At 68.6% G+C, this 24,128-nt stretch carries 29 protein-coding genes and 1 pseudogene; 10 read left to right on the plus strand and 20 right to left on the minus strand.

The annotated features are described in order from the left end of the window. Positions 1-282, minus strand: a pseudogene (locus tag Q8Q77_RS07740) (proline--tRNA ligase); the annotation flags it as partial. 101 nt (positions 283-383) lie between these two features. On the opposite strand from Q8Q77_RS07740, the gene Q8Q77_RS07745 reads away from it, so the two are divergent. Both Q8Q77_RS07745 and Q8Q77_RS07750 read left to right on the plus strand, forming a co-directional pair. Continuing rightward, entirely contained in the window at positions 384-833 is a 450-nt protein-coding gene (locus Q8Q77_RS07745; RefSeq protein ID WP_305582810.1) for a MaoC family dehydratase, read from the plus strand. A gap of 7 nt (positions 834-840) precedes the next feature. Further along, on the plus strand, positions 841-1,266 hold the full coding sequence (locus Q8Q77_RS07750; protein WP_305582812.1) for a VOC family protein: 426 nt from the start codon (positions 841-843) through the stop codon (positions 1,264-1,266). Here Q8Q77_RS07750 and Q8Q77_RS07755 read toward each other — a convergent pair. Then, positions 1,263-2,084 (minus strand): serine protease, encoded by an 822-nt coding sequence (locus Q8Q77_RS07755; protein ID WP_371130426.1) that lies wholly within the window; start codon positions 2,082-2,084, stop codon positions 1,263-1,265. The genes Q8Q77_RS07750 and Q8Q77_RS07755 overlap by 4 nt on opposite strands. 328 nt (positions 2,085-2,412) lie before the next feature. On the opposite strand from Q8Q77_RS07755, the gene Q8Q77_RS07760 reads away from it, so the two are divergent. The 7 genes from Q8Q77_RS07760 to Q8Q77_RS07790 all read left to right on the plus strand — a co-directional run bounded on the left by Q8Q77_RS07760 (position 2,413) and on the right by Q8Q77_RS07790 (position 6,687). Then, on the plus strand, positions 2,413-4,497 hold the full coding sequence (locus tag Q8Q77_RS07760) for a S9 family peptidase (RefSeq protein WP_305582816.1): 2,085 nt from the start codon (positions 2,413-2,415) through the stop codon (positions 4,495-4,497). Further along, entirely contained in the window at positions 4,494-5,039 is a 546-nt protein-coding gene (locus tag Q8Q77_RS07765; protein ID WP_305582818.1) for a GNAT family N-acetyltransferase, read from the plus strand. The genes Q8Q77_RS07760 and Q8Q77_RS07765 overlap by 4 nt, the downstream gene beginning before the upstream one ends. Before the next feature lie 65 nt (positions 5,040-5,104). Continuing rightward, a complete protein-coding gene (locus Q8Q77_RS07770; RefSeq protein ID WP_305582820.1) occupies positions 5,105-5,236 on the plus strand; it encodes a hypothetical protein in 132 nt (43 codons plus the stop codon). Positions 5,237-5,511: 275 nt separating this feature from the next. Then, entirely contained in the window at positions 5,512-5,856 is a 345-nt protein-coding gene (locus Q8Q77_RS07775) for a hypothetical protein (protein WP_305582822.1), read from the plus strand. Continuing rightward, a complete protein-coding gene (locus tag Q8Q77_RS07780; RefSeq protein WP_305582824.1) occupies positions 5,853-6,029 on the plus strand; it encodes a hypothetical protein in 177 nt (58 codons plus the stop codon). Before Q8Q77_RS07775 ends, Q8Q77_RS07780 begins: the two co-directional genes overlap by 4 nt. A gap of 71 nt (positions 6,030-6,100) precedes the next feature. After that, the gene (locus Q8Q77_RS07785; protein ID WP_305582826.1) at positions 6,101-6,289 is read left to right on the plus strand and encodes a type II toxin-antitoxin system HicA family toxin; all 189 of its coding nucleotides are present in this window, start codon (positions 6,101-6,103) and stop codon (positions 6,287-6,289) included. A 5-nt stretch (positions 6,290-6,294) separates the two neighbouring features. Further along, on the plus strand, positions 6,295-6,687 hold the full coding sequence (locus Q8Q77_RS07790) for a type II toxin-antitoxin system HicB family antitoxin (protein WP_305582828.1): 393 nt from the start codon (positions 6,295-6,297) through the stop codon (positions 6,685-6,687). A 131-nt stretch (positions 6,688-6,818) separates the two neighbouring features. Here the strand turns inward: Q8Q77_RS07790 and Q8Q77_RS07795 are convergent, their stop codons facing one another. The 4 genes from Q8Q77_RS07795 to Q8Q77_RS07810 are packed head-to-tail and all read right to left on the minus strand — an operon-like array spanning position 6,819 to position 8,468. Next, on the minus strand, positions 6,819-7,091 hold the full coding sequence (locus Q8Q77_RS07795) for a hypothetical protein (protein WP_305582830.1): 273 nt from the start codon (positions 7,089-7,091) through the stop codon (positions 6,819-6,821). 23 nt (positions 7,092-7,114) lie between these two features. Further along, positions 7,115-7,798 carry a hypothetical protein gene (locus tag Q8Q77_RS07800; protein ID WP_305582832.1) on the minus strand — a complete coding sequence of 228 codons (684 nt, stop codon included), beginning with the start codon at positions 7,796-7,798 and terminating at the stop codon, positions 7,115-7,117. Next, the gene (locus Q8Q77_RS07805; RefSeq protein ID WP_305582834.1) at positions 7,783-8,121 is read right to left on the minus strand and encodes a hypothetical protein; all 339 of its coding nucleotides are present in this window, start codon (positions 8,119-8,121) and stop codon (positions 7,783-7,785) included. Before Q8Q77_RS07805 ends, Q8Q77_RS07800 begins: the two co-directional genes overlap by 16 nt. Then, positions 8,118-8,468 carry a hypothetical protein gene (locus tag Q8Q77_RS07810; RefSeq protein WP_305582836.1) on the minus strand — a complete coding sequence of 117 codons (351 nt, stop codon included), beginning with the start codon at positions 8,466-8,468 and terminating at the stop codon, positions 8,118-8,120. The genes Q8Q77_RS07805 and Q8Q77_RS07810 overlap by 4 nt, the downstream gene beginning before the upstream one ends. Before the next feature lie 152 nt (positions 8,469-8,620). Here Q8Q77_RS07810 and Q8Q77_RS07815 point away from each other — a divergent pair, with 152 nt between their 5' ends. Then, positions 8,621-9,265 carry a PEPxxWA-CTERM sorting domain-containing protein gene (locus tag Q8Q77_RS07815; RefSeq protein WP_305582838.1) on the plus strand — a complete coding sequence of 215 codons (645 nt, stop codon included), beginning with the start codon at positions 8,621-8,623 and terminating at the stop codon, positions 9,263-9,265. Here the strand turns inward: Q8Q77_RS07815 and Q8Q77_RS07820 are convergent. The 14 genes from Q8Q77_RS07820 to Q8Q77_RS07885 all read right to left on the minus strand — a co-directional run bounded on the left by Q8Q77_RS07820 (position 9,242) and on the right by Q8Q77_RS07885 (position 24,064). Continuing rightward, on the minus strand, positions 9,242-13,063 hold the full coding sequence (locus Q8Q77_RS07820) for a hypothetical protein (protein ID WP_305582840.1): 3,822 nt from the start codon (positions 13,061-13,063) through the stop codon (positions 9,242-9,244). The genes Q8Q77_RS07815 and Q8Q77_RS07820 overlap by 24 nt on opposite strands. 54 nt (positions 13,064-13,117) lie before the next feature. Beyond that, positions 13,118-13,432: a hypothetical protein gene (locus Q8Q77_RS07825; RefSeq protein ID WP_305582842.1), complete on the minus strand. Its 315-nt coding sequence runs from the start codon at positions 13,430-13,432 to the stop codon at positions 13,118-13,120. A 58-nt stretch (positions 13,433-13,490) separates the two neighbouring features. Next, positions 13,491-14,456, minus strand: a complete 966-nt coding sequence (locus Q8Q77_RS07830) for a hypothetical protein (RefSeq protein WP_305582844.1) — start codon at positions 14,454-14,456, stop codon at positions 13,491-13,493. Position 14,457: 1 nt separating this feature from the next. Beyond that, the gene (locus Q8Q77_RS07835; protein WP_305582845.1) at positions 14,458-15,384 is read right to left on the minus strand and encodes a hypothetical protein; all 927 of its coding nucleotides are present in this window, start codon (positions 15,382-15,384) and stop codon (positions 14,458-14,460) included. Continuing rightward, on the minus strand, positions 15,381-16,286 hold the full coding sequence (locus Q8Q77_RS07840) for a hypothetical protein (RefSeq protein WP_305582846.1): 906 nt from the start codon (positions 16,284-16,286) through the stop codon (positions 15,381-15,383). The genes Q8Q77_RS07835 and Q8Q77_RS07840 overlap by 4 nt, the downstream gene beginning before the upstream one ends. Next, positions 16,283-20,254, minus strand: coding sequence for a phage tail tape measure protein (locus Q8Q77_RS07845; RefSeq protein WP_305582848.1), 3,972 nt, complete (start codon positions 20,252-20,254; stop codon positions 16,283-16,285). The genes Q8Q77_RS07840 and Q8Q77_RS07845 overlap by 4 nt, the downstream gene beginning before the upstream one ends. A gap of 323 nt (positions 20,255-20,577) precedes the next feature. After that, positions 20,578-20,925, minus strand: a complete 348-nt coding sequence (locus tag Q8Q77_RS07850; protein ID WP_305582850.1) for a hypothetical protein — start codon at positions 20,923-20,925, stop codon at positions 20,578-20,580. A 53-nt stretch (positions 20,926-20,978) separates the two neighbouring features. After that, the gene (locus Q8Q77_RS07855) at positions 20,979-21,413 is read right to left on the minus strand and encodes a phage tail tube protein (protein ID WP_305582852.1); all 435 of its coding nucleotides are present in this window, start codon (positions 21,411-21,413) and stop codon (positions 20,979-20,981) included. Positions 21,414-21,424: 11 nt separating this feature from the next. Then, a complete protein-coding gene (locus tag Q8Q77_RS07860; protein ID WP_305582854.1) occupies positions 21,425-21,826 on the minus strand; it encodes a DUF3168 domain-containing protein in 402 nt (133 codons plus the stop codon). After that, positions 21,826-22,353, minus strand: a complete 528-nt coding sequence (locus Q8Q77_RS07865; RefSeq protein WP_305582856.1) for an HK97-gp10 family putative phage morphogenesis protein — start codon at positions 22,351-22,353, stop codon at positions 21,826-21,828. The genes Q8Q77_RS07860 and Q8Q77_RS07865 overlap by 1 nt, the downstream gene beginning before the upstream one ends. Then, entirely contained in the window at positions 22,350-22,688 is a 339-nt protein-coding gene (locus tag Q8Q77_RS07870) for a phage head closure protein (protein WP_305582858.1), read from the minus strand. The genes Q8Q77_RS07865 and Q8Q77_RS07870 overlap by 4 nt, the downstream gene beginning before the upstream one ends. Positions 22,689-22,701: 13 nt before the next feature. Further along, on the minus strand, positions 22,702-23,208 hold the full coding sequence (locus Q8Q77_RS07875) for a hypothetical protein (RefSeq protein WP_305582860.1): 507 nt from the start codon (positions 23,206-23,208) through the stop codon (positions 22,702-22,704). A 74-nt stretch (positions 23,209-23,282) separates the two neighbouring features. Continuing rightward, the gene (locus Q8Q77_RS07880) at positions 23,283-23,870 is read right to left on the minus strand and encodes a hypothetical protein (protein WP_305582862.1); all 588 of its coding nucleotides are present in this window, start codon (positions 23,868-23,870) and stop codon (positions 23,283-23,285) included. After that, on the minus strand, positions 23,867-24,064 hold the full coding sequence (locus Q8Q77_RS07885) for a hypothetical protein (RefSeq protein WP_305582864.1): 198 nt from the start codon (positions 24,062-24,064) through the stop codon (positions 23,867-23,869). Before Q8Q77_RS07885 ends, Q8Q77_RS07880 begins: the two co-directional genes overlap by 4 nt. Positions 24,065-24,128 lie beyond the last annotated feature (64 nt).

Below are 24,128 nucleotides of genomic sequence, written 5' to 3' on the forward strand. Positions count from 1 at the left end.
CATCTCCTTGGCGAAGCCCTCCACGTGCTCGGCCTCCTTGGCGAAGAAGCCCAGGGGGATGAACAGCGGGAAGTAGCAGTTGTCGACGCCCATCGCCTTGATGCGCCGGTCCATGGTCTGCTGGATCCGCTCCCAGACGCCGTAACCCCAGGGCTTGATGATCATCGAGCCGCGCACCGGCGACAGCTCGGCCATGTCGGCCTCGCGCACGATGGCCTGGTACCAGTCGGGGAAGGTGGATTTGTTGCCGGTCAGCCGGCTGACGGAGAGAGCGCGTTGCATGAGGCGCTGTTTAAAGTCGGAAACGGCCACGTCAAAGCCTTGCTCGGCTCCGAGCGGACGCTTATCCCTCGAACACCTGTTTCAAAATGAGGGAGAAGACGATGAACCCGGTGGAGTTCAAGGACCTGCCCGGCCTGGTTGGCCAGGAAGTCGGCGTGTCGGATTGGGTCGAGATCAGCCAGGAGCGGGTCAACCAGTTCGCTGAAGCCACCGGCGACCATCAGTGGATCCATATTGACGTCGAGCGCGCCACCAAGGAAATCGGCGGCCCGATCGCCCACGGCTACCTGACCCTCTCCCTGATCCCGATGCTGGGCGCCGGCATGCTGCCGGTGAAGGGCGTGACCCGCGGCATCAACTATGGCTCCGACAAGGTCCGCTTCATCAACATGGTCCGCGTCGGCAAGCGCGTGCGCATGCGCCAGAAGCTGATCGGCGCCGAGCCCAAGGCCGGCGGCATGCAGCTCAAGAACGAATGCACCATCGAGATCGAGGGCGAGGCCAAGCCCGCCTGCATCGCCGAGACGATCTCGGTCATCTACGGGGCGTAGGCGCCCCTTGCGCGGTTCGATCCACCATCTGGATCTGACCGTTCAGGATCCCTGGGCCTCGCGGAACTTCTACGCGAGCGTCCTGGGGTTCCTGGGCTACCGCCTGGTCGACGATCATCCCCGCGGCTTCGATCTCGACCTGAAGACGCCCGAGGGATTCTGCTCTGTCGGGATAGTCAAGGCCCACGACCTGGACCGCCCCCACGACCGCTATTCGCCAGGCCTGCACCATGTGGCCTGGACCGCCGAGAGCCGTGACGATGTCGACGCCCTCCATGCCCTGCTGCTGGAGATCGGCGCCGAAATCCTGGACGCTCCGGCCGACTATCCGCGCTACGGCGATCCCTACTACGCGGTGTTCTTCGCCGACCCCGACGGGCTCAAGCTGGAGTTCGTCTATTCGCCGAGGGCTATCGACGGCTCGGCGTCTTAGTCCCGCGCCAGGGCCTCTTCCGCCGACGCCGCCTTGGCCCCCGCGAACACCTCGGTGCGCGCCTGGGTGACCGGGGCGGCGGGGTTGTCGATCAGGGAGATGGTCTCGCGGATGAACTTGGCGTGGGTGACGATGCCAATCTCCAGGCGTTCGCTGTTCAGCTCCACCTGCTGGGTCAGCAGGCCTGCGATGAACTGGACCTCCGTGGCCTCGGATGCACCCAGGCGGCGACGGGCGGCCTGGGACATGAACACCGGCCCGCCGGAATTGCCCGGGAAGACGGAGAAGTCGAGGAGGAAGGTCGGGAAGACCTTGGCCGGGGCCACCGGGAACGACGCCACGCGGCCGGCCCGCAGGATCGGGAAGCCCGCCTGGTTGGCGGCCAGGCCGCGGGGGAAGCCCAGCGCCATCATCTCGTCGCCGGCGCCGACCTTGTTGGCGGCGAAGGTGTCGTCCTCGGCCAGCCATGACAGCGGGATCGCGGCCTTGGCGAAGGGCTCGGGCGCGGTGATCGAAATGGCGGCGACGTCGCGGGACGGATGGGCGGTCCAGAGCTTGCCGCCGCCGGCGTCGCGGATGCGGACGGTCTGGGGCGAATAGCTCCAGCTGCCGTCGGGATTGGCGATGCGGTAGCCGATCCGCGCCTCGGCGCCCGGCATGCGCGACAGGACGTGGTTGGCGGTGACGAGGACCGTGCGCGGCGCCCCGTCGGGGCCCGCGGACGTGATGAGGAATCCCGTGCCGACCGTGCGCGTGCCATCGCCCAACGGCTGCTCGAGTTGAACCGTCGCGTGGATCAGCTCCACTGAAAGGTCCATGACCATTTCGACGCCCCCTTCTACGCTACGGAATCTACGCCCCAGACACTCCACTAGTTGTTTAAGAACATGGTTAACGACTAGCCCGCCGCCCGGCCCCGGCCTGCGCCAGATCGCCGCGCCATCGGCGAGTCGGAGACCGGCGTGGCCGTGAAAATCCCTGTGAAATCAAAGCCTATCCCCTACAGGATGACCTGCATCGGCACCGGGTTCCCGCCGTTCACGATCTGCTGACCGGAGCGCGGCGCCTTAATATGTGGCGCAGGTGCGGCGTCGCCCGGCCAAGAGGGCCTTGAGAGCCCGCGCGCGGCGTCGCATGTAGCGGGCCATGAGCGCTCCTAAACCTCCCGTCGCCCGCCGTGATCCCAAGGTCATCGAACAGCTCGGGCGCACGCGCACCGACGACTACGCCTGGATGAAGGACGACAACTGGAAGGAGGTGCTGCGCGACCCCAAGGTCCTGCGCGCCGACATCCGCGAGCACCTGGACGCGGAGAACGCCTACACCAAGGCCATGCTGGCCGGCACGGAGGCGCTGCAGGCGCAGCTCTTCGCCGAGATGAAGGGGCGCATCAAGGAGGACGACAGCTCGGTCCCCGCCTCCGACGGCGCCTGGGACTACTATGTGCGCTACGAATTCGGCGCCGAGCATCCGGTCCACGGCCGCCGCCCGCGCGGACGGTCCGACGGCGAGGTGGTGCTGCTGGATGAGGACGCCATGGCCAAGGGCAAGGCCTTCTTCCAGGTCGGCGCCGCCCATCACAGCCCCGACCACCGGCTCTACGCCTGGGCCGCCGACGAGCAGGGCTCGGAGTACTACACGATCCGGATCAAGGACCTGGCGACCGGCGGGACCCTGCCCTTCCAGATCGACAGCGCCTATGGCGACTTCACCTTCTCGCCCGACAGCCAGTGGCTGTTCTGGATCTGGCGCGACGAGAACGCCCGCCCCTCCAAGGTCTTCCGCCGCCCGGCCCGCGGCGGCGAGGACGTGCTCGTCTACGAGGAGAAGGACGAGGGCATGTTCCTGGGGGTCGGCAAGACCTCCGACGACAGCCACATGGTCGTCCACGTGGGCAACCAGGAGACCACCGAGATCTGGCTGATCCCGGCCGGCGACCCGACCCGGCCGCCCTTCGTGGCCGAACCCCGACGGGTGGGTGTGAAGTACGACCTCGACCATTGGACCGACCGCTGGGTGATCCGCACCAATGACGACGGGGCCGTGGACTTCAAGCTGGCCACCTCGAGCGCCGAAATCCCGGCCAGGTCCACCTGGACCGACTTCATCGCCCACGAACCCGGCCGCTACATCACCGGCTTCGCGGCCTTCGAGAGCCACCTGGTCCGCGCCCAGCGGGTCAACGCCCTGGACGAGATCGTGGTCATGGCCCGCGACGGCGCCGAGCACGTGGTGGCCTTCGACGAGGAGGCCTACGCCCTCTCGCTGGAGGGCGGCTACGAGTACGAGACCACCCTGACGCGCTTCGTCTACCAGTCGCCGACCACGCCCCGTCAGTGGTTCGACTACGACATGACCACGCGCGAACGGACCCTGCGCAAGACCCAGGAGATCCCCTCCGGCCACGATCCGGCCAGGTACGTGGCGCGGCGGCTCTACGCCACCGCCAGCGACGGCGCCGAGGTGCCGATCACGGTCCTGATGCTGAAGGACACCCCGCTGGACGGCTCGGCGCCCCTTCTGCTCTACGGCTACGGCTCCTACGGCCACGCCATGGAGCCCAGCTTCTCGATCCGCAACCTGAGCCTGGTCGACCGGGGCTGGATCTGGGCCGTGGCCCATGTGCGCGGCGGGTCCGACAAGGGCTGGGGCTGGTTCCTCGACGGGCGCAAGGAGAAGAAGGCCAACACCTTCACCGACTTCATCGCCTGCGCCGAACACCTGGCCGCCAACGGCTACGGGGCGTTGGGCGAGATGGCGGCCTATGGCGGCTCGGCGGGCGGCATGCTGATGGGCGCGGTCGCCAACCTGCGGCCGGAGCTGTGGAGCGGGGTCATCGCCGCCGTCCCCTTCGTCGACGTGCTGAACACCATGAGCGACACCACCCTGCCCCTCACCCCGCCGGAATGGCCCGAATGGGGCAATCCCATCGAGGACGCGGCCGCCTACGATCGCATCGCGTCCTACAGCCCCTATGACCGGGTCGCGCCCCGGCCCTACCCGGCGATCCTGGCCACCGGCGGCCTGTCCGACCCGCGCGTCACCTATTGGGAGCCGCAGAAATGGGTGGCCAAGCTGCGTGAAAACACCACAGGCCGTGCGCCCATGCTGCTCAAGATCAACATGGAGGCGGGCCACGGCGGCGCCTCGGGCCGATTCGACTTCCTCAAGGAGATCGCCCTCGACTACGCCTTCGCCATCTGGGCGGCGGAGCGGGGCTGGGAGAAATGATCGTCAGGCCATCCCTAGAAACCGACGCCCCAGCGCTCGCCGCGATCTACGGCCACCACGTGCTGCACGGCTTCGGCACCTTCGAGGAGGTCCCGCCGAGCGTGGACGACATGGTCGGCCGCCGCGCCGCCATCGTCGAGCGCGGCCTGCCTTATCTGGTCGCGGAAGACGCCGGCCAGGTGCTGGGCTTCGCCTATGCCGGTCCGTTCCGCCCCCGCGCGGCCTATCGCTATACGGTGGAGGACAGCGTCTATATCGCCCCCGACGCCATGGGCCGCGGCGTCGGCAAGGCGGTGCTGTCCCAGGTGTTGGCGGACTGCGAGGCCTTGGGGATCCGCCAGGTGGTGGCGGTGATCGGCGACAGCGGCAACGCCGGCTCCATCGGCCTGCACCGCGCCCTGGGCTTCGAGCCTTCCGGTGTGGGCAAGAGCTTCGGCTTCAAGCACGGCCGCTGGGTCGACATCGTCTGGATGCAGAAGGCGCTGAACGGCGGCGACGCCCGCCCGCCGCAGGGTCCGGGGATCGGGCTCGGCGCCGCCTAGGCCAGTGGCCCGCGACTTGCGCGGGATGGCGCTACGAACCTAGCGTCGTCCCAAAGGAGTCCACCGTGCGCCCGCGTCGCAACGCCCTCCACCTGGCCCGCAGCGGCCTGACCTTCATCCTCGCCGGCATGGTCGCCCTGGCCCTGATCCAGATCGGCCTGTTCGTCCGCGCCCTGACCCAGACCCTGGCGGGCTAGCCGCGAGCATCGCTCCAGGTTTTGGGAGGCGTTGGCTGGGGAACTAGGACTCGAACCTAGAATGACGGTACCAAAAGCGTTGGGACCGCCCGCGAATTCAATGCCTTGCCTGTAAATGTGGCCGAGATCGGCCACGAAAGATCAATGACTTACAGCGACCGTGTAAATGGCGAACCGGGTTCGCGGGCCGCCTAATCGGGCCGGCGCGCGACGAGAACATTTCGCGAACCTGTGACTAGACTTTCTTCGTTCTCTTGGCGTACCGCTTCGGTTCCATGGGCTCCAAGAACCCCGACCGCGTTCCGCTCTCAGCTCGCCGCCACCATGGCGAAACGGTCGGCCTGATGCGCGCCAACAAGTGGAAGATCCGCAGCGATTGCCCTCACTGCCGGGTTGCAGTGAATATCTCGCTCGACCCGATCATCTGCATGCGCGGGCCGCTCTACAGCCTTTGGGACCGCACGATGAAATGCCCCAACGCCGCCTGCAGCGGACAGGCCCGCATCGCTGCAATCGCCCCCGGCATGCACAAGTACGAGGCGATGATCACCGCCAAGCCGTTCGATGAACCGCCGGCCTGGCTGCGGGCCCGCGGCATTATCCTCGATCCCAAGGAATGAACATGACCTTCCCCCGCCCCGATGGCCTCTACTGGATCCGGTTCTTTCCAGACGACACCGAGTGGCAAATCGCGCAGCTCGTCGGCGGCGAGTTCTTCCTGATCGGCGTGGCGGACGGCCAGCCTCGAGTCGCCGAAGTGGGACCAAGGGTCGAGGCGGAACCCCCAAGCTAAATCCTGAAACGTGTGTATTTATCCCCATCGCTTAGTTGACATGCGGCTCGGGATAGTGTGTATATAAACACATGAACAGCCGCGACATCATTTCAGCGATCGAAGCCGCCGGATGGGTCAAGGTGACCCAAAAGGGATCGCACGTTCAGTTCAAGCACCCGGAGAAGACCGGTCGCGTGACGGTGCCGCACCCCAAGAAGGACTTGCCGGTCGGGACGCTCCGTTCCATCGAGCGACAGTCCGGCGTGAAACTGAGGTAGAACAGATGGCCCACTACATCGCCTTGATCCACAAGGATCCGGCCAGCGAATATGGCGTCTCCTTTCCGGATTTTCCCGGCTGCGTTTCGGCCGGCGCCACCCTGGACGAAGCGCGCGCCATGGGCGCCGAGGCCCTGGCCTTGCACATCGAGGGCATGGTCGAGGATGGCGACGCACTCCCCGAGCCGAGCTCGCTCGAGGCGGTCATGCGCGACCCTGAGAACCGCGACGGTGTCGCCATCCTGATTCCGGTCGACGCCAAGGCCAAGGCCGTTCGGGTCAATGTGACGATCCCCGACGACGCGCTGCGCCAGATCGACGCCTACGCGGAGGCGCATGGCTACACGCGGTCGGGCTTTCTGGTCGCTGCGGCCAGGAAAGCTCTCGAGGCGGCCTGAGCCCAAACGCAAAAACGCCCCCGGCCATGGGCCGAGGGCGTCTCCGAGATCCGCGCGGGCGATCCCCCGAACGCGCGGCGGATCCACGCGCCGTCGCCAGGTAAGCAGGCGCCGGCGCGGGTCTGGTCAGATCAGTTGGGAACGAGCGGCAGGCCGACGTCGCGGCCGGCCTGCAGGTCGACCATGGTCCCGGCCTGGGACTCTTCGCACGCGCCGAACAGGGCGAAGATCTGCGCCGCCTCGAGCGGGCCGGCCGCCGCCACGCGCTGCGCGACGGAGCTGCAGGTGATCTTCGGCTTCACCCGCACCTCGAGCTGGCCGAGGTCGGGAACCATGGCCCGGCTGAGCGGCGAGCAAGCCGACAGGAGGCACGCGGCGAGGGCCGCGATCAGGGGGAGTTTCATGTCAGTCTCCGGTTGAAGGCGGGTCAGTCCCGCCAGATGGTCGCGGCCAGGCGCAGCTTGCGGATCCGATCGTCGAGCCCGTTCTTCCCGCCATTGATGCGGCGCGTGGCCTGCAGGGCGTCGTCGATTTCGTTGGCCGTGATCCGCGCATCGATCAGCTCGATCGAGGCCCGCTCGCCGGGGTCGGCCGCGACGATCTCATTGAGACCGTTCGCCCGCCACCAGAGGGCGGCGATCCTGCAGCCGAGTTGGAATCCGCTGGCCAGCTCGGGATGCTTGACCAGGTCGACGCCGGTCCAGGCCTTGGCCAGCACGTAGTTCGCGCGCAGCGAAAGCTGGATCGGCGACCGCCCGCGGAACCGCCAGCCGTCGCCCGAGGCCTCGTCGCGGTTGCCGCCCTTGCCGGCGTAGATCCGGTTGGCGATGGCCTGAGGCCCCTTGGCGATCAGCGCCTTGGCGTCGGCCGTCCCGCGCACCGAGGCGAAGAAGGCGTCGAGCCGCTCCGGAGTCGACCAGGAGAGGTTCTCGACCCAGCGGGTGAAGCCCTGGCTCTCATGATGGGTCTGCGACATGAAGTGGCGCAGCTCGCGCGGCGTGTCGATCGACGCCTCGGCGCAGGCGGCCGAGAGGTGCGGGGCGATCGCCAGATAGTCGCACCGGGGCGCGAACAGCCGCAGTTGGGTGACGGTGATCAGAGGCGTGGCCATAGGGCGGTCCTCTCCCGCGCGGCGGCCTCGAGGGCGGCCGGCGATTGGCGCGAGTAGAACAGCACCTTGAAGAGCCCGATCGCGGCGACGGCGGCCAGGGCCACGGCGAGGAAGCTCTCGCTCATGCTGGCGTGACGCTGGCCCTCGTAGAGGATCCAGGCCCGCAGCCCGGCCGCGCCGGCGAGCAGGTCGTAGACCAGGCACTCCAGCACCGGGGCGTTGGGCATGAAGGTCAGGCGGGGCGACTGCAGGTAGGCGCGCGCCGCCGTGGCCATCGAGGCGATCGCCAGGGCGATGACGGTGATCCAATCGGTATCGGTCATCCCAGCTTCTCCGCTCGCTTGCCGGCGACCTTCATCGCCAGGTCGGCCGCCAGGGGGAGCGCGCGCCAGCCGATGACAGCGACGATCACCTTCACCCCGCCGATGGCCTCAGGGCCCGTCAGGTGCGCCAGGGAGGCGACCCAGGGGCCGAAGTAGATCCCGGCCAGGGTCCCGACGATCCAGGCCGCCAAGGTCTCCACCAGGCCGCGTGTGATGTGGCCGGGGGGCCAGGGGCGCGGCGCGGCGAGGAACTGCACCGCGATCAGCAGGGCGGCCATGAGCCCCCCGGCCAGCGCGGGCGCGGCGTCGCGCCACCAGACCAGCCAGTCTGGATCTCGATAAGGCATGGGGCCTCCCTCTACTGATGTTCAGGAATTCGCCGGCGACCCAGGGGCCGCGCGAAGCAGCGAACCGGGTTCGCCGCTGGCGCGAGGGCGATTGACAGAGTCAACGCCAGGGCGTGAGGGTGCGCGCAACACAACCTACTGGGAGTCTGATGATGCTGAGCTCTACGCGCGGGGCGCTGGGCGCGCTGACCGCCGCCGCCACGATCGCCGTCGCGGCCCCGGCCGGGGCTGGGACCCTCTTCGACTTCTCAGAGCTGAGCGATGGCTTCGAGCTCGGGTCCTACTACGCGGCCCAGGGCGTGACCTTCTCCAACGCCAAGGCGGTGGCCATTTCCCATCCGGCCGCCCTGGATCCCTTCGCGATTACCTCGATCAGCAACGAGGGCCTCGAAGGGACCTTCGCCGAGGCCAACGCGATCTACATCACCTTCGGCGCCGACGTCGGCCAGGCGGGAATTCAGGCCTTTGGCAACGGAGCCGCCGGGATCCGGATCGAGGCCTATGACGCCTTCAATGTGCTGCTACGCGCCGAGGAATACACCCACACCGCCGGGCCGGCTCAGGGGGTCAACAACACCTTCGGGGCCCACTTCGCCGGCGGCGGAATCCGATCCCTGAAGATCTATCAAGTTGGAGACGGGGCGGCGCTTGGCGACTCCGTCACGCTCGACAACCTCTTCATCACCGGCGGCATTCCGGAGCCTTCGACCTGGGCGATGATGATCGTCGGGTTCGGTCTCGCCGGCAGCGCGCTTCGCCGAGGCCGCCGACCGCTAGAGGCCCAGGCCCAGGCGTAGGGCCAGGCGTGGCCGGGCCGTGGCCACGACGCCAACGGCCGGCGCGCTGACCACGATGTCGATCGCCGCCGGATCCGTCAGCCCCTCGGTATTGTCCGGGGTAATGGTGATCGTGCCGGCGGTGCTGGGCACGAAGGTCAGGGACAGGGTGGTCAGGCCCGCCACCAGGACGGCCGGGTTCTCGTCGAACACCCCCGAGCCGCCGGCCAGGGAGAAGCCGAAGGCGGTCCCGTCCTCGTTGCCGCCGTTCAGGACCAGGGTCAGCTCGACCGGGTCCCCGACGTTCACGCTCGTGTCGTCGGCCGCGAACGTGTAGCCGGTCGCCTGCGGCGCCGAGACGACGACGGCCAGGGTGTCGGAGGTGAAGCCCGTGGCCGCCGCCGTGATGGTCACGGTTCCCGTCCCGGCCGGCTCATAGTCGAAGGTCTGGGCGACCGGCTCGGCGGCCGGGTCGAAGTCCAGCGACGCCGGCGTGAACGTGCCGCCGGCCCCGCCGTCCGACAGGGTGACCGTGGCCGGGTTGGCGAGGGCGCCGTTGAAGTCGACGCTGTACTCGCGCGCCACCCCGACGACGCCGGCCGGACCCGAGAGGTCGGAGACGGCCGTGGCATAGGTGTAGGGCGGCCAGGTCGTGCCGTACCCGGTCGCCGGCGTTACGTCCGTCGAACCCTGCTTGGTGAAGTCGGCCGCGGTCCCCCGATTGTTGACCGCCCCGGCGCCGGAGGCATCCCAATAGGCCTCGTCGCCCACCAGGAAGATCAGGGGCTGCGTTCCCGTCAGGCTCGAGCCGTCGCTGGCCCCGCCCATCCGCAGGGCGCTGATCTTGTCGCGCACCGCAGCGTCGGTGAGATCGATCCACTCGCGGTGGACATAGGCCATGGCCAGCACGCCGTCGATCGCCGCGCCGCCCACCCGAAAGAGGTTGTTCGCGATGCTCCAGCCAATGTCATGGGCGCCGCTCCCCAGGAATGTGGAGGGCGAGGTGGTGGCGTGCGAGACCCAGCCCGCGCCCACGTCGACATAGACCTTCACCCCGGCGGCGAAGTCCGCGGCGTTCATGTCCACAGTCATGGCGACGGCGATCTCGAACGGCGCACCGCCCGGCGCGGCGAAGGCCGTGGAGCTGTCGAACGACGATATGATCGAGGTCGAGGTGTTGTTCCGGAAGCTGCTGAAGCGGAGCTTCCGCGTATTGAGCAGCTCGACCCGAAAGGTCGTGTTTCCGGTGTAGTGGCCAACGAAGGTCGTCGAGTTGACCCAGGCGGTCGGCTTGATCACGAAGCACACGGTCGCGTACCGGCTGTCGGTCCCGAGCGCGCTTGAGGTCGCGAGACGCCATTCATCCGGCGTCGTGCTGTCGATGTTCACGCCCGGCCAGGCATTGGCCCGCGCCGTGGTCACCGTCCAGGTGAAGACGTTGCTCTCGCCGAAGTCGATGGTCTTGGCGACCGCCCCGAGATTGCTCGCCGAGGACGTGAGGCGGAAGTTGAGCCACATGCCGCTGGTCACCGACCCCGGCGTCGAGGTCCAGGCGGTCGCGCCGGCGTCGCCGGTCACCGTGTTGGTGCGGTACTCGAGTCCGGCCTGCGGCGTCAGGGTCTTGGTTCCGTCCGTCGTGACCTGGACCCAGCCATGCTCGACCACGGTCGAGAGCGCGATGTCGACCTGGTTGGTGATGGTCAGGTACGAGATCCCGTAGAGGTAGTCGCGGCCATGCGGCCCCGTGCCGAGGATCGCCTTCCAGCTCGGCAACAGCGTGCCGGTCCAGAGGTTGGGCACATAGGTGTTGCCGGTGTCGGGGGCGACATTGGCGTCGATCGCCTCGCCGGCCGTCGCCCGGTTGGTGAGCAGGCAGCCGGTGAAGGTCGCGCCCGCCCCGCCCGTCAGGCCGTCGATGATGCAATCCTCGAAGGTGGAGATCACCGCCGGGCCGCCGGCCGATAGGGCCTTAGCGGTGCTGGCCACGCCAGGCGCGCGCAGCCAGGTGTCGCGCGCGAAGCTGTGACCCGAGCCGCCGTAGATCGCCGCGCCCTGCGCCAGGTCGTCCATGATCAGCATGTTGTCGTGGCTGACGATCGCGGCGTTCGACACCGTGAGCGGGCGGCAACCTTCGCCGTAGTTGTAGCGGAAGGTCAGGTAGGGGTTCTCGTAGAACGAATAGATGTTGGCGTGCGGCCCCGATCCCCCCGTCGCCTCGTTCAGCTCGACGATGGTCGTCAAGTTGCCGTTGGCGACGTAGAAGGTCGTCACCGTGCAGCGGTCGGAGGAATTGCCGTAGAAGTGGCAGCCGTTGTTGCCCGAGCTGGTGGCCCGGACCAGCCCGACCCCGACGCTGTGCTGCAGATCGTTGCCCTGCACGATGCAGCCGGTCGCCAGGCCGGTGTTCGAGAACCTGACCAGGGCGGACTTGCCGCCGTCCACGCAGGTGAAGAACTCCCCGGTGATGTCGAGCACGTCATAGCGCCAGGTCCCGCCGACTCGGTCGACGGCCACACCGCTACCCTGCTTGTCGTTGACCCCGGCGCCGACGAAGCCGGACAACTTGAAGCCGTAGATCGCCCCGCTCGAGACGCCGCTGGCGTCCATGCCCGTGTGCCGGGTCATGATTTCGGGCGCCGCGCCGCTGCTGAACTCGGCGTAGATCACCGGGGTCGCGCTCGTGAAGGCGTCGGCCTTCCACGCGAACTGGTCGGGCGCCTTGATCGAGGCCGGGTGGCCGACGATCTGGACGGCCGAGGCGCCCGTGGTCCCGTTCTCGTAGACCTCGCCGGTGTCGGTGTCATAGGACGAGCCGATGTCGAAGGTCATGACATAGGTCCCGCCGGTGTGGGCGGTGATCAACTTGCGGGACAGGAAGTTGCCCGACCCCGGCAGGATCAGCACCGCGCCCACGACGGAGTTCGCGCCGAACTCGGCGTCGAAGGCGGCGCGCAGGGCGACCGGGACCGTGAAGGTGCTGGCCGTGCCGGCGACGACGTAGGCGCTGACCGGCACGACATACATGCCGCGCGTTTCATTGACGAAAGGGTCGGCCGCGTACTTGTAGGGATCGCTCCCGACCGCGGGCCATTGCGCCCACTGGATCAGCCCGTCGGCCAGGTCGCGGTCGATCAGGAACCGGCCCTTGGTGAAGGGGCTCGAGAGCGTGAACTTCCGGATATTGGCGATCCGGGGATTGGCGAACACCTCGCCCGAGCTCGGCGCGGTGTGCGCCGGCAGCAGGTCCGCCCCGGTGATCTCGGCCACGTCGCCGGTTCCCCAGCCGACGCCGGTGGCGTTGATCAGATTGGCGTCGCCGGCGACATAGGACGAGCGGATCAGGCCGCCGTTCTTGTGGACGCAGAGCGTCAGGCCCGAGGCCGTGTAGTTGGCGGCGGTCGAGCCCGGCGTGACGTTGACGTCATCGGGGCTGTGAGCCCAACAAGCGCCTGCCGACGTACCGGGATCACTGTCATCGCCAGTCGCCAGGTCGACATAGACGCTCGTCGGCGGGCAGATGACCCGCAGCTCGGCCGAGGCCACATCGTTCGGCGCGGCGAAGGTCGACCAGGTCATGGTGACCGTCGCCACGTACTCGCCGTCCGACAGGTTGGCCGTGTCCCCGGCCGACGAGGCCGCCACGGAGCCGCCCGTCCGATCCCAATGGCCCGCCGTCCCCGTGGTCCAGGAGATCGAGCACGCGGTCGGCGCGCCCATGCCGCTCGGGACCATATGCGCGAAGAGATCGATCGGCGCATCGCCGGCCGCGACGTAGCGGTCGCGATAGGCGCGGTACGGCTTGAGAACAGGCGTAGCCATGGGGCGGGGATCCTCTTGGGTCGGGGGAGCGGCGGGCGGCGGCGGCGGGACGCGCTAGGCGTCCTTGATTTCGAGGCTTTCTCCCGCGACCGTGACCGCGAACTCGCGGGTCTGGCCGTCGAGGATCAGCCAGCCGACGTCGACGCCGGCGTCATCGCCGCTGCTGCTGAAACGCGCCCAGATGTTCCCGCCGGTGACGGTGAGGCTCCAGCACTGGCCCAACTCCCCAGCCAGGCCGGGGACCGCCACCGAGTTGACGGTCGAGGTGACCGTCTCGTCGGCGGTCGACTGAGACATCGGGATAGGCATGGTGGCGCCGGTGTCGGCGCGGCCGTTGACGCGTGCGAGGACGACATGGACCGTGGCCATGGGAGATCTCCAGGGTTGAGGGAGGGCGGCGCTGGCGAACCCGGTTCGCCAGGCCAGGTCAGGGAATGAATTCGAAGCGCGCGAACTCGGCGGAGACGATCACCGTGTCAGTCCGGCCGAGAGTGTCGGTCACGGTGCATTGGAAGGTGCCGTACTCGGTCCCCGGCGCCATGACGTGGGTGAATGTGGTGGTCGCCGAGCTCGGGCTGTTGATCGAACCCACCCCGCTCAGCCGGACCCAGGCATGGGAGGCCGCAGTACCGCCCGTCACTGAGACGCTGGTCGAGTCCGTGGTCACCGTCGCCTCGGTGGCCAGGGCCGAAACGTACGTTGGATCGGCCGTAGCCTCGAGCGGCGGCGGGGCCGTGCCGTCGTTGATCAGCACGACGCCATAGTCGACGAAGGCGGTCTGAGGCGTGGGGCTGAGCGAATCGGTCACCGTCCCGCGCACCGTGCCGGACACCCCGCCGCCGGGGCCAAGAGACCGGGAATGGGTCGAGGCGGCGCTTCCCGCGCTGTTGATGCTGAAGTCGTTGGCCGTCAGGTGGGCGTGGCTGTAGCTGTAGGGCGGAACCCCGCCCGCCGGCACGAGCGTGACGCCGTCGCTGGTCACCGTGATCGTCCCGCTCGAGGTCTGGGTCTTCACCCCGGATCCGGAGGTGGACACCGAGAGCGGCGGGTTGCTGCGCTCGAGGTAGACGTTGACCGTGTTGGACGGGAGCACCTGGCCAGTAATCAGGTCGGTCACCGTGTCCACGAAGCCGCCCGAGATCCCGCCGGGGCTCATGCCTGAGGCTTGGAAGGTGGTGGTCGCGGCGCTGGCCGAGACCGGGTCGATCGAGGCGTCGCCGCTCACCTGGGCCCAGCTATGCGAGAACGATCCAGAACCGCCGGTGACCGTCGTCGTCGCGGAATTCGAGGTGACGGTCGATCCGGAGTCCGAGCCGCTGACGCTCGAGGGCGCTGACGCCACGGACATCGGCGGATAGGCGTTGCCCATCATCATGCAGGCGCCGGAACTCATCCTAGCCGGCCTTCACGAAGGTCGCCTTGCAGGCCTGGGTCGTCGCATCGATGCACTGCAGGCGCACCGCATCCATCTTGTTCGCCCCGGTGCTGAGCGTGGGCGTGCCCTGTTGGCCGAAATCCCAGACGCCCGGCAGGGCGCAGAGACGAGGACCGCCGGTGGCCGGCTGCACGGGATAGAACACGTAGTACTCGCCCTCGAGCATGTTGGTGGGCGTGGCCAGGGTGCGGTTCCCGCCCAGCACGACCTTGGCGTGGAAGCCCTGGGTCGCGGCGTTCCAATTGATCGTGGCGCCATCGGTCAGGGTCTGGATCGCGTTGGCGGCCGAGCGGGCCGCCGGCGAGATCGCCTTATCGGCCGCGGTCCCCGCCCAGATCTCGGCGGGCGTGGCGGTCGGCAGGGCCATTTCGCAGGTGAGCGCGACAGACCACGCCGAGTGCGACCCCGTGCCGACCGGCTCAGCCATGACCATCAGGTCGAGAGCGCCGGAGCCCGAGTTGTAGGCCATGACCCTGGCCATGAAGTTGAAGATCGCATTCGCGGTCACCGCGACCACGACCATGTGCCCAGGGATCAGGGCCTTGCCGGTCTGGATGGTGATCGTGAGCTCATCGTCGGCGTCAAGCGCCGACAGGTCGATAGGTGTCACGCTGCTCGCGACAGTGCCCGGCGCGTTGAGCGCGGTCAGGGCCGAGGCGCTGGCGGCGGCGGCCGAGGCGGCGGCGGCGATGCGGTCTTGGCCGGTCTGGACCCGGTCGGCGATGATCGTGCCGATCGCGTCATTGGTCGCCGCGACCATGGCGATGATCTCGCCCGCGAACACCACGATCCATGCCAGAAAGGCGTTCATGCGCGTGATGAAGGTCGCCGGCGGATTGCTCCGCGACGGGGCGACCGGAGGGGCGGTCAGGGTGGGGATCGTCATGTCGCGGGAAGCCCCTTGAGATTGATCGAGAGCAGGGATCGGGTCGGCCAGGGAATGGCCGTGCTGAAGTCCTCGTAGAACCCGAAGACGATCGTCGATCCGAAGTCCTCGTCGCCGATGTAGACGACGGCGCGGGCCCGGAAGCCGGAGAGCAGGCGCATGAGCGCGTCGACGAAACGGTTCTCGATCATCAGCGCGAAGCTGGCCTTGCGGATGAAGGCGCGCTCGACGATCCGGTAGTTCGCGAAGGCGTCTTGCTCGATGACGCTGAAGTCCTGGATCCCCAGCACCGGCCCCCATTGCGTGCCGCCGAGATCCTGGACCCGGCCGAGCGCGCAGACGCCCCAGCGAACCGTGGCGCCAGGATCGGCCAGGGTGATCTCGATCTCGGCGCCAGCGAAGGCCGGCAGCTCCAGCTCGACCAGGTCGGCCCGCCGCAGGATCGGATCGAAGGCGTAGGCGTAGGGGTCGACGATCCCGCCGGGGTCGGTCAGGTCATAGGTCACGTCCCAGACGACACCCTCGACCGCGTCGGTCACCACGATCCGCGCCGTGGCCGCCTCGATGTTGAGCAGTGCGATCCCGGTGACCAGGTCCGGAAGCGTGATCGTCACCGAGATCTCGTCGGCGTCGGCGGTCTGCGAGCTGAGCGAGGCGTCGAACATCCGCCAGCGGTTGGCCGCCCCGGTCTCGAGCCACCAGGTGCTCGAGGTCGAGGCGCCCGGGACCTTGTTCAGGTTGGCCGCCTGCAGGGAGACGAACAGCTTGTGCTCGAAGAGTCCGGTCCCGCGCACCGTGACGTTGGCGGCGTAGGTGGTCCCGGAGTCCCAGACCGGCTCATCCTCGGCGACGCTGCTGACCAGGTCGTCTTCGGTCACCGTGATCGGGTCGATCACCTTCATGCCGCGCGCTCCCCAGGCAGACCCGCGCCGTCCCAGCCGACGACCTTGGTGGCGACGCGATGGCCGCTCAGCGCCATGGCCTCGATCACCGGCCCGAAGCGCGCCTCGAGGCGGCGGATCGCGGCCGCGGCGTCGTCGCCCCGGCTACCGTGGTGGACGTCGACCATCTCGCCTGGCGTGGCCCGGAACTTGACGAGCTGGCTATCGGTCCCGCCGAAGCCGCCGACCGTGAAGCCGCCGCCGTTGGCGAAGCCGGGGATCAGGCCGGCCGCCTGGCCGAACTGCTGGAAGTGCCACTTGGCGTAGCCCTCGGCGTCCCTGATCCCGAGCGACTGCAGGTAGGCCTTGGACTTGGCGTCACGGGTGCTTTCCTCCTGGTACTCGGCCATGACGCTCGGATAGCGGGCCAGGTAGCCGGCCCAGCCGGTCGGGCCCGCCGGCGCTGCGGTGTCGTTGGCCGGCGCCGGGGCGACGGGCGGCGGCGTGGCCGCGACCAGGGCCTGTTGGCTGGCGACGGCCTGTTGATGGGACAAGGCCACCTGCAGGTTGGCGATGGCCTGGGCGACGCTCAGGACGCTCGCATTGATCTGCAGCAGGCCCGCGACCTGGGCGTCGAGGCTGGCGAGCTGCTGTTCGGCGATCGTCGCCGTCCGGCTGGCGGTGTTCTCGGCCGCCTCGACCGCGGCCTTGACCGCCCAGACGTTGCGCAGATGATCCAGCAGGGTCTTGGACTGGCCCTCCGAGACCGCCAGGAACTTCTCGCTCACGCCCTGCAGGTCGCCCAGCGCGTCTTCGTTGCCGAGCCGCGCCAGCGACGCCACCCGCTGAAACTCCGCACCGACGGTGGCCAGCGCGGCCTCGGACGGATCGGCGGCGTCCAGGCTGGCGCGAAACGCCTTGAGCGAGGTGGCGAAGGCCCGGAACTTGTCGATCGTCGCCTGCAGGTCCGCGCGCTCGCGCTCCCATGCCTCGCGAAGATCGTTTCGAGCGCTGGCCACCTGGTCGGCGGCCAGGGCCGAGGCCTGGGCGAAGTCCTGCGCCGCGTAGATCGCCGCCTGAAGGCCGCGCAGGCTGGCGTCCAGCGCCGCGAGCTCGATCTGGCGCTTGGCGGCCAGGGCGCCGGTCGCGTCGCCCTGGGCCTCCATGAGCTGGATCTCGAGGCCGCGCTGCGCATTGGCCAGGGCCGCAGCCTTGGCCGCCGCGTCGGCCGCGTCCTGCAGCGCCCAGAGCTGCTCCTGGAGACCGCGATTGGTGGCGTCGATCCCAGCCAGCTCGTCGGCCCGGCGCGCGGCGAGCGCCTCCGTCGCCTTGCCCTGCGCCTCGAGCAGCGCGATCTCAAGTTCGCGATGCTGCGCCGCGACCCTGGCGACCCGCTCGGCCTCGGCCTGGCGCGCCCGCTCTTCAGCCTCAGCCTTGGCCTTCTTCTTCGACGAGCTCCCCGATAGGAATCCGCCGATCCCGCCGATGATGGCGCCGATCGCCGTCCCGATCCCCGGAAGCAGCATCGTGCCCATCATCGCGCCGGAGGCCGCCCCCGAGAGCGCCGACCCGGCCGGGCCGCCGATCGCCTGCCCCGCCATGTCGGCAATGCCGGCGACGGCGCCGACCTTGCCGGAGAACGTGCCGTTCTTCCCGAAGGCCTCCTTCACGGCCTTCACGGCCGCGAGCACGCCCTTGATCGCCCCCATCCAATCCTTGTTCTTTAGCGCGTAGAAGATGTCGTCGACGGAATAGGTCACGTCCTCGAAGGCCCGCGACATCTCCTCGGCCGCACGCTCGATATCGTTGCGCAGGTCGAGGACGACGTTGCCCATGGTCTTGAGCTCGCCGGTGACCTGCTCGACCTGTTTCTTCACCAGGGGCACGGCGTCCATCCGCCCGACCGCCTCGTGATACTGGGTCCAGGTGATGATCCCGGCCGCCGCGGCTTCGCGCAGCGTGTTCAGGTTGGTCACGATCTCATGCGTGCGCCGCTCCTGGTCGGTCATCAGACCTTCCAGGATCGACGCGGTCTCGGCCTTGAGCTCCTTCAGCGCGTCGACGGACTTCTTCAGCGCCGCGGTGCTCTTCTTGGTCGCCTCTTCCGATTGGCCAGCGGCGACCGCGACGGCGGCGATCGCCGGCGCCGTGACCCCGCGCAGGATCTCGGCGTAACGCTTCTCCGCGCTGGCAGCGGCCTCCGTCGCGGCCTTGGCCCGGGCGCGGGCCTGCTCGACGCCCTTGCCGAGATTGGCGTCGAGTTCCGTGGCCGGACTGATCATGCCGCCCATGCCGCCCTCGGCGGCCATCATCGCCTGAGCGAAGCCGGCGAGGCGGCGAGGATCGGCGTTGTCGCGCGCGGTGCGCTGGGCCAGCTCGGCCGCCTCGGCCGCTGCGATGGCCTTTTCCCGCAGCGCCTTGGCGGCGGTGATCGCGGCGGCGGCCTCGAGGCGCAGCGCGTTGGCGTGCTCGACCGCCGTGACCTTCGCCGCGCCGGTCGCGGTCCCAGCCTTCCGCGTCGCCTCGGCATAGGCGTCGAGCGCGGTCTTGGCCCCGCCCATGGTGTCGACCAGGCGGCGGTTCTCCGCATCGACCTTGGCCTGTTCGGCGGCCATGTAGACCAGGGCCGCCGTCACGGCGCCGACGCCGAGCGCCACCAGGCCGAGCGGGCCGGCGAGCGCGGCGATCGTCAGGCCCATGCCGGCCAGCGCGGCGCCGGCGCTGACCGTGGCCGAGGCGACCACGCCGAGCGACGAGATGAAGGCGCCCAGGACCAGCACAAGCGGGCCGACCGCCGCGGCGACGGCGGCGACCACGACGCCGACATTGAGCAGAACCGGGCTCACGCTGGCGATCGCATCGATCAGGTCGGTGAAGCCGGTGACCAGGCCGGTCACGAAGCCGAGCAGGCCCGACTTGCCGATGGCGATCCCGAGTTCCTCGAGCGAGCCCTTGAGCTGCTCCAACTGGCCGGCCAGGCCTGTCATGCGCTGCGCGGCCTGGGCCGCGGCGTCGGTTTCCTTGATCGCGACCTTGATCTTGTCGAGGCCGGCGGCGCCCTGATCCATGAGGCCGATCGCGGTTCGCATGGCGTCCGAGCCGAAGATCTCCTTAAGGACTTCGGTCTTCGCCTCATCCGACAGACCGCCGAGCCGGTTGCGAAGCAGCTCGGCGATCGCCGACATGCTTTTCATCTGGCCGTTGGCCTCGAAGAAGCTGAGCCCATAGGCGCGCATGAGGCCGGCGGCTTCCTTGCTCTTGGGAACAAGGAAGGTGAGGAACGTCTTGAAACTTGTGCCGGCGTCGGATCCCGAGGCGAAGAGCGACGAGGTCCCGGCGAGAACCGCGTTGAAATCCTCGAAGGTGACGCCGAGGCCTGCCGCCACGCCGCCCGCCTGGCCGATCGCGTCTGTGAAGTCGGCGAAGTCGAGCTTCGATTCGTTGACCGCGCCCGTGATCTGATTGACCACGGCCGGGAGCTCGCCGGCGCTCAGCTTGAATTGCTGCATGCTGTCGCTGATCGCCGAGGCGGCCGGGGCGAGCTCGCTTCCCGCCGCGGCGGCTAGGTCGACCGCCGCCTTCGCGGCCCCGCCAAGGATCGCCTCGGTTCCCAGGCCGGTCTTGGCCAGCATATCCATGGCGTCGGCCGCCTCGGACGCGCTGAACACCGTGCTCCGGCCGATCTGGCGCGCGGCGGCCTCCATCGCGGCCATGTCCTGGGACGCGGCCTTGGTGGAGATCTGCACCCGGATCATCGCCGACTCGAAGTCGGCCGAGGCCTTGAGCGCCCCGGCGCCGAACGCCAGCAGCGGCACGGTCAGCCCCATCGACAGGGACCGGCCAACCGACTGCATCGAGGCCCCGATCTTCTCCAGGGACTTCCCGGCTTTCCGCAGCTCCCGTTGGGCGGCGTCGAGCCCTTGCGTGAACTGCGCAGAGTCCAGGCCGAGGACGACGCGCAGGGAACCGATCGTGGCGTTGCTTCCCATGTCGCTTCCTTTCATCGGGGGCCTGAGACGCGGACGCCGCTCAGGTCAGGTCGCGGTGCGGCGGCCTTCAGCGACAGCCATCACGACAGTCCACTTCCGCATGACCGCTTCGATTTCGTCGGCGGTTTGAGCGGGCGGCCCACGCGGGCCGCCCTGCAACTCAGACAGAGTCGGCGGATACTTCGCGTGCGGTAGATATGCGATGTGCCAGGCCAGCCATGCCCGGTCGTTCTGTTCGACCTCACGGGCCTCTGCCTTGCCGCGGACAGCCAGGGCAAAGAGCCGCGGGGTCTGGCGCCAGAACTCGGAGGGCGGACCGAGCCCTAGCCGACACCAGAGGACAAAGAGCTCTGCCCAGTCCCAGCCACGGCGGCGGTCCTCGCCGCCTTCCGAGGGCCCGGCGTGGCCTTGCCGGCCTCCGAAGCCGGGAAGGCCTTCACCAGCGCCTCGATCACCTTGGCCGCAGTCACCTCGACGCCAGCCCCATGGATCAGGAGGCCGACCGCCTTCAAATCGAGGTCGCCGTGGTGCTCATGCAGGCCGGCCCAGAGCAGGGTCCGAAGGAAGCCCAGGCGCATGCCGGGCCCGGCCAGCTCTGCGATCTCGCCGGCGCTGATGTTGAGTTTGTCTTCGAGCATACACAGCGTGTTGATGTCGAAGAGCAGCGTCATGGTCTCCTCCCCATTGGGGAAGGAGACCTCGCCGCGAACCGGGTTCGCCGACATTACGCCCCCATGGTCCCGCGGGCGATCGCGCCGGCGACCTTGAGGTTCAGCGTCGCCTTCATCAGGCCGCTGACGTCGATCCCGTCCGGAGCCCAGCCCAGCACGAAGGCCGGATAGCGCTGGAACTTGTCGTTGGGATAGACCAGGCGAACCGACCGGGTCTCGCCCGACACCCGCCAGGCCACCACATAGTCGTCCGTGGTGCTGCCGGGGATGTGATTGACCGCCAGCGACATCTCGCCGGGATCGATCATGCCTTGCTCGAACTCCTTGGTCCTGTTCGGGCTCTTCATGTGAGTCGACTCGACCTGGTCGGTGGACTCGTTCGGCGGGGTCACGTTCGTGACCAGCCCGACCTCGAACCAACCGCCGGGCTCGGCGGTCACCCCATCATGGACCTCGACATAGGTCCCGTAGCCAATAAGCCCGCTCATGATTGCATCTCCTAGGGCGCTGCGTTGTGCCAGATCCGGATTTGGAGTCTGACGTTGTGAAATTCGGTAGAGCCGTCAGGTTGCGGGCCGTCGCCCACCTCGAAGGCGTCGCCGTCGTCCTCGATGAAGGCGCCTTGAATTCGCGGATTGGAGGGGTCGTCGCAGGCGGCGATTACCGCGCGAGCGGTCAGCTTGGCCTCGGCGTAGGTTCCGCCCCAGCAATCGGCCTGGACAAGCGCGCCAGTGGTCGAGCTGCGACCGCGCATGGTGTAGCCGTGCCCCCCAGTGATCCGGTGGAGGGTGATCGCCGGGATGGCCCCACCCTGCGGCAGGGCGTTCCAGTCGATCCGATCGGTGACCATGGCGGCGACCCCGCTTGCGGCCAACAAGAAGGCGATCAGATCTTCTTCCATTAACCACCCGCCCCGCGTCGAGCCGCCTTGCGCGCAGCGCGCGCGGCGGCCTTGTTGAATTCCTCGGTAATCGCGGCCTTCATGTCCTCGGCCACCCGTTCGCGGCCTGCCTCCCAGGCCGGACGCATGTACGGGTGAGGCGTGTTGTGGATCGACCCGAACTCCTCCAGGTGGGCGTGCGGCTGCTGACCGGGCCCGATGTAGACTTCGATCGTTGACCCCGCCTCGCTCTCGCGTCGGGCGCTCCGCAGCGCTGCAACGGCGGCCTCCTGGCCCTCGCCGCGGCGCAGGGCGGCGCGGAACTCCGACTTGCCGGTCGGGTTGGCCAGCTTGCCGCTGACCTTGATGGCGCGCTTAAGCACCCCCCGGTCGACATGCACGAGTTGGCGGGCATGCTCCGCGACTGGCTCGCCGGCTTTCATCATCCCGCGCTTGAGCGCGTTCTTCGCGGTCGCCGAGCTGGTCGACTCGATCAGCGTGCGCAGGGCGCCGTCCAGCTCCTGCAGGCCCTCGATCTTGAACTTCATGGCGCGGCCGTTTCGGCCAGGGCGATCGCCGAGATCTCGATCCCGCGCTTGCGGCCGATCTCCTTCGCCGCGACGACTTGGTAGAGCCGGCCCTCGCACGACACTTGGTCACGAGGATCGACGGTCGAGAGAACCGACGACCAGGCCGCCTCGAAACGCGTGGTGATGCTGGCGCCGACCTGCTGCGCCCGCACCCGCTCGCCGTCCTTCACGTCCTCTTTGCTGGCCCAAACCGTCACAAGATCGGTGAAGTTCGGGACCTTGGCATTGAAGCCGTCTCTCAGCTTGACGGCGCGTCGGATCGTGACGCGCCGATCGCGGGTGCGGGAACGCATGGCCCGGGTCGCCTTAGGCGTCGCCGCCGACGATCACCAGGTCATAGCTGACACTGGAGCCGGCGCCGCTGTTGGCGATCCGGAGCAAGTCGCCGGTCGCGGCCGTAACCGGCCACCCCGCCGCTGTTGGGGCGGCGATCAGCATCACCCCGCCGGGCGGCAGGGCGACCTTGTGGGTGCTGGCCCCGAAAGGCCCGACGAAGGTGTTGGTCGCGGCGCCGCCGATCACGACGTCGTTCGTATTGTTGGCCGACGCGACGACCAGGATCGCTTTGATGCGAGCGAACGAAGCGTCCTCTCCGAGCGGGTCGGTCAGGGCGCCCGCGAGGTCGATGTCGTCATTCGACGAGGCGGCGATCGACCGGGTGTCCGCGAACATCAGGTTGGCTTGGCCAGCGCCGACGCCGTCGAGGAACTGGACGATCCTCTTCTTGGCGATCGAAGCTTCGACGGAAACGAGATCGGGAGCGCCGGTGATGAGGCCGACGATCGACGCGGTGACAGTGAGATTCAGGCTCATGACGGCCTCCTTTGGGGTTGAAGACAAAGCGAAGGTGGCGAACCCGGTTCGCCGGAAACACGGGTGCGCGGGCGCTAAGCGACCAGGCCGACCCGATAGCGGTCGAGGGTGCGCGCAGCGCCCTTCGGAATGTCGCCCGCCGGATCCTCGAAGAGGCCGCGCAGGATGATCTTGAGCGCCCCGACCAGATCGGCCGGCACAGCCGCGGCGGCGCCGTACCCGGCGACGAAGGTGATCTTCACCGCGCCAGGCTGACAGCGGACGCTCGGATAGGTGACGCCATGGGCCGGGGTCAGCACGGCCGGGCTCTGATCCTTGTCCAACCGGTACTGATCGGCGGCCAGGGTCTGGGTGTCGCCGGCGGCGTCGACATAGGTGATCGCGCTGATCGACTGCACCGGCCCGAGCGGGATCTCGATCCGGCTGCACAGCCGGTCCAGACTCAGCCGCCAGGTCTGGGTGACCATGGCGATCCCGATGCCGGTCGGCCCGTCGATCGCGCCGACCGCCGCCTCGAGGAGCTGCGCCACGTCGGCCGCCTCGGCGGCGTCGCCGGGTGCGAGATCCGCGACGGCGGCCAGGCGAAGGTGAGCCCGAGCCGCGTCGATCGTCATCGGCGTCGTCGCCGGCGCGGCGACGCGGGTCAGGCTCGACCAGCTCACGAGGCGTCGCCGGCCGGCTTCGCGGCGCGGCGCTCAGCGCCCCGCAGCTTGTCCATGGCGGTTTCGATCGTCGAGGTGATCTTCACCGGTTCGGCGAAGCCGGCGGCAATCAGGCGGCGGCCCTCCTTGACAGTGACGTCGACCTCTTCGTGCAAAGCACGCGAGCAGCCGTGGCCCTCCATGGGCACGAGCATTTTGACTTTCATCGGGGATCGGAGCTCCGGCCATGCGGCGGAAAAGGGCGGCGGCCTGGCCGTG

This window comes from Phenylobacterium sp., from assembly GCF_030698145.1.
Taxonomy (GTDB): domain Bacteria; phylum Pseudomonadota; class Alphaproteobacteria; order Caulobacterales; family Caulobacteraceae; genus Phenylobacterium.

What these genes read in the sequence shown, in the direction of transcription:
- Q8Q77_RS07745 (WP_305582810.1), top strand. Translation starts at nt 384, where the DNA reads ATGAACCCGGTGGAGTTCAAGGACCTGCCCGGCCTGGTTGGCCAGGAA.
- Q8Q77_RS07755 (WP_371130426.1), bottom strand. Translation starts at nt 2,084, where the DNA reads ATGGACCTTTCAGTGGAGCTGATCCACGCGACGGTTCAACTCGAGCAG.
- Q8Q77_RS07760 (WP_305582816.1), top strand. Translation starts at nt 2,413, where the DNA reads ATGAGCGCTCCTAAACCTCCCGTCGCCCGCCGTGATCCCAAGGTCATC.
- Q8Q77_RS07765 (WP_305582818.1), top strand. Translation starts at nt 4,494, where the DNA reads ATGATCGTCAGGCCATCCCTAGAAACCGACGCCCCAGCGCTCGCCGCG.
- Q8Q77_RS07775 (WP_305582822.1), top strand. Translation starts at nt 5,512, where the DNA reads ATGGGCTCCAAGAACCCCGACCGCGTTCCGCTCTCAGCTCGCCGCCAC.
- Q8Q77_RS07780 (WP_305582824.1), top strand. Translation starts at nt 5,853, where the DNA reads ATGAACATGACCTTCCCCCGCCCCGATGGCCTCTACTGGATCCGGTTC.
- Q8Q77_RS07785 (WP_305582826.1), top strand. Translation starts at nt 6,101, where the DNA reads ATGAACAGCCGCGACATCATTTCAGCGATCGAAGCCGCCGGATGGGTC.
- Q8Q77_RS07790 (WP_305582828.1), top strand. Translation starts at nt 6,295, where the DNA reads ATGGCCCACTACATCGCCTTGATCCACAAGGATCCGGCCAGCGAATAT.
- Q8Q77_RS07795 (WP_305582830.1), bottom strand. Translation starts at nt 7,091, where the DNA reads ATGAAACTCCCCCTGATCGCGGCCCTCGCCGCGTGCCTCCTGTCGGCT.
- Q8Q77_RS07800 (WP_305582832.1), bottom strand. Translation starts at nt 7,798, where the DNA reads ATGGCCACGCCTCTGATCACCGTCACCCAACTGCGGCTGTTCGCGCCC.
- Q8Q77_RS07805 (WP_305582834.1), bottom strand. Translation starts at nt 8,121, where the DNA reads ATGACCGATACCGATTGGATCACCGTCATCGCCCTGGCGATCGCCTCG.
- Q8Q77_RS07810 (WP_305582836.1), bottom strand. Translation starts at nt 8,468, where the DNA reads ATGCCTTATCGAGATCCAGACTGGCTGGTCTGGTGGCGCGACGCCGCG.
- Q8Q77_RS07815 (WP_305582838.1), top strand. Translation starts at nt 8,621, where the DNA reads ATGCTGAGCTCTACGCGCGGGGCGCTGGGCGCGCTGACCGCCGCCGCC.
- Q8Q77_RS07820 (WP_305582840.1), bottom strand. Translation starts at nt 13,063, where the DNA reads ATGGCTACGCCTGTTCTCAAGCCGTACCGCGCCTATCGCGACCGCTAC.
- Q8Q77_RS07825 (WP_305582842.1), bottom strand. Translation starts at nt 13,432, where the DNA reads ATGGCCACGGTCCATGTCGTCCTCGCACGCGTCAACGGCCGCGCCGAC.
- Q8Q77_RS07830 (WP_305582844.1), bottom strand. Translation starts at nt 14,456, where the DNA reads ATGAGTTCCGGCGCCTGCATGATGATGGGCAACGCCTATCCGCCGATG.
- Q8Q77_RS07835 (WP_305582845.1), bottom strand. Translation starts at nt 15,384, where the DNA reads ATGACGATCCCCACCCTGACCGCCCCTCCGGTCGCCCCGTCGCGGAGC.
- Q8Q77_RS07840 (WP_305582846.1), bottom strand. Translation starts at nt 16,286, where the DNA reads ATGAAGGTGATCGACCCGATCACGGTGACCGAAGACGACCTGGTCAGC.
- Q8Q77_RS07845 (WP_305582848.1), bottom strand. Translation starts at nt 20,254, where the DNA reads ATGGGAAGCAACGCCACGATCGGTTCCCTGCGCGTCGTCCTCGGCCTG.
- Q8Q77_RS07850 (WP_305582850.1), bottom strand. Translation starts at nt 20,925, where the DNA reads ATGACGCTGCTCTTCGACATCAACACGCTGTGTATGCTCGAAGACAAA.
- Q8Q77_RS07855 (WP_305582852.1), bottom strand. Translation starts at nt 21,413, where the DNA reads ATGAGCGGGCTTATTGGCTACGGGACCTATGTCGAGGTCCATGATGGG.
- Q8Q77_RS07860 (WP_305582854.1), bottom strand. Translation starts at nt 21,826, where the DNA reads ATGGAAGAAGATCTGATCGCCTTCTTGTTGGCCGCAAGCGGGGTCGCC.
- Q8Q77_RS07865 (WP_305582856.1), bottom strand. Translation starts at nt 22,353, where the DNA reads ATGAAGTTCAAGATCGAGGGCCTGCAGGAGCTGGACGGCGCCCTGCGC.
- Q8Q77_RS07870 (WP_305582858.1), bottom strand. Translation starts at nt 22,688, where the DNA reads ATGCGTTCCCGCACCCGCGATCGGCGCGTCACGATCCGACGCGCCGTC.
- Q8Q77_RS07875 (WP_305582860.1), bottom strand. Translation starts at nt 23,208, where the DNA reads ATGAGCCTGAATCTCACTGTCACCGCGTCGATCGTCGGCCTCATCACC.
- Q8Q77_RS07885 (WP_305582864.1), bottom strand. Translation starts at nt 24,064, where the DNA reads ATGCTCGTGCCCATGGAGGGCCACGGCTGCTCGCGTGCTTTGCACGAA.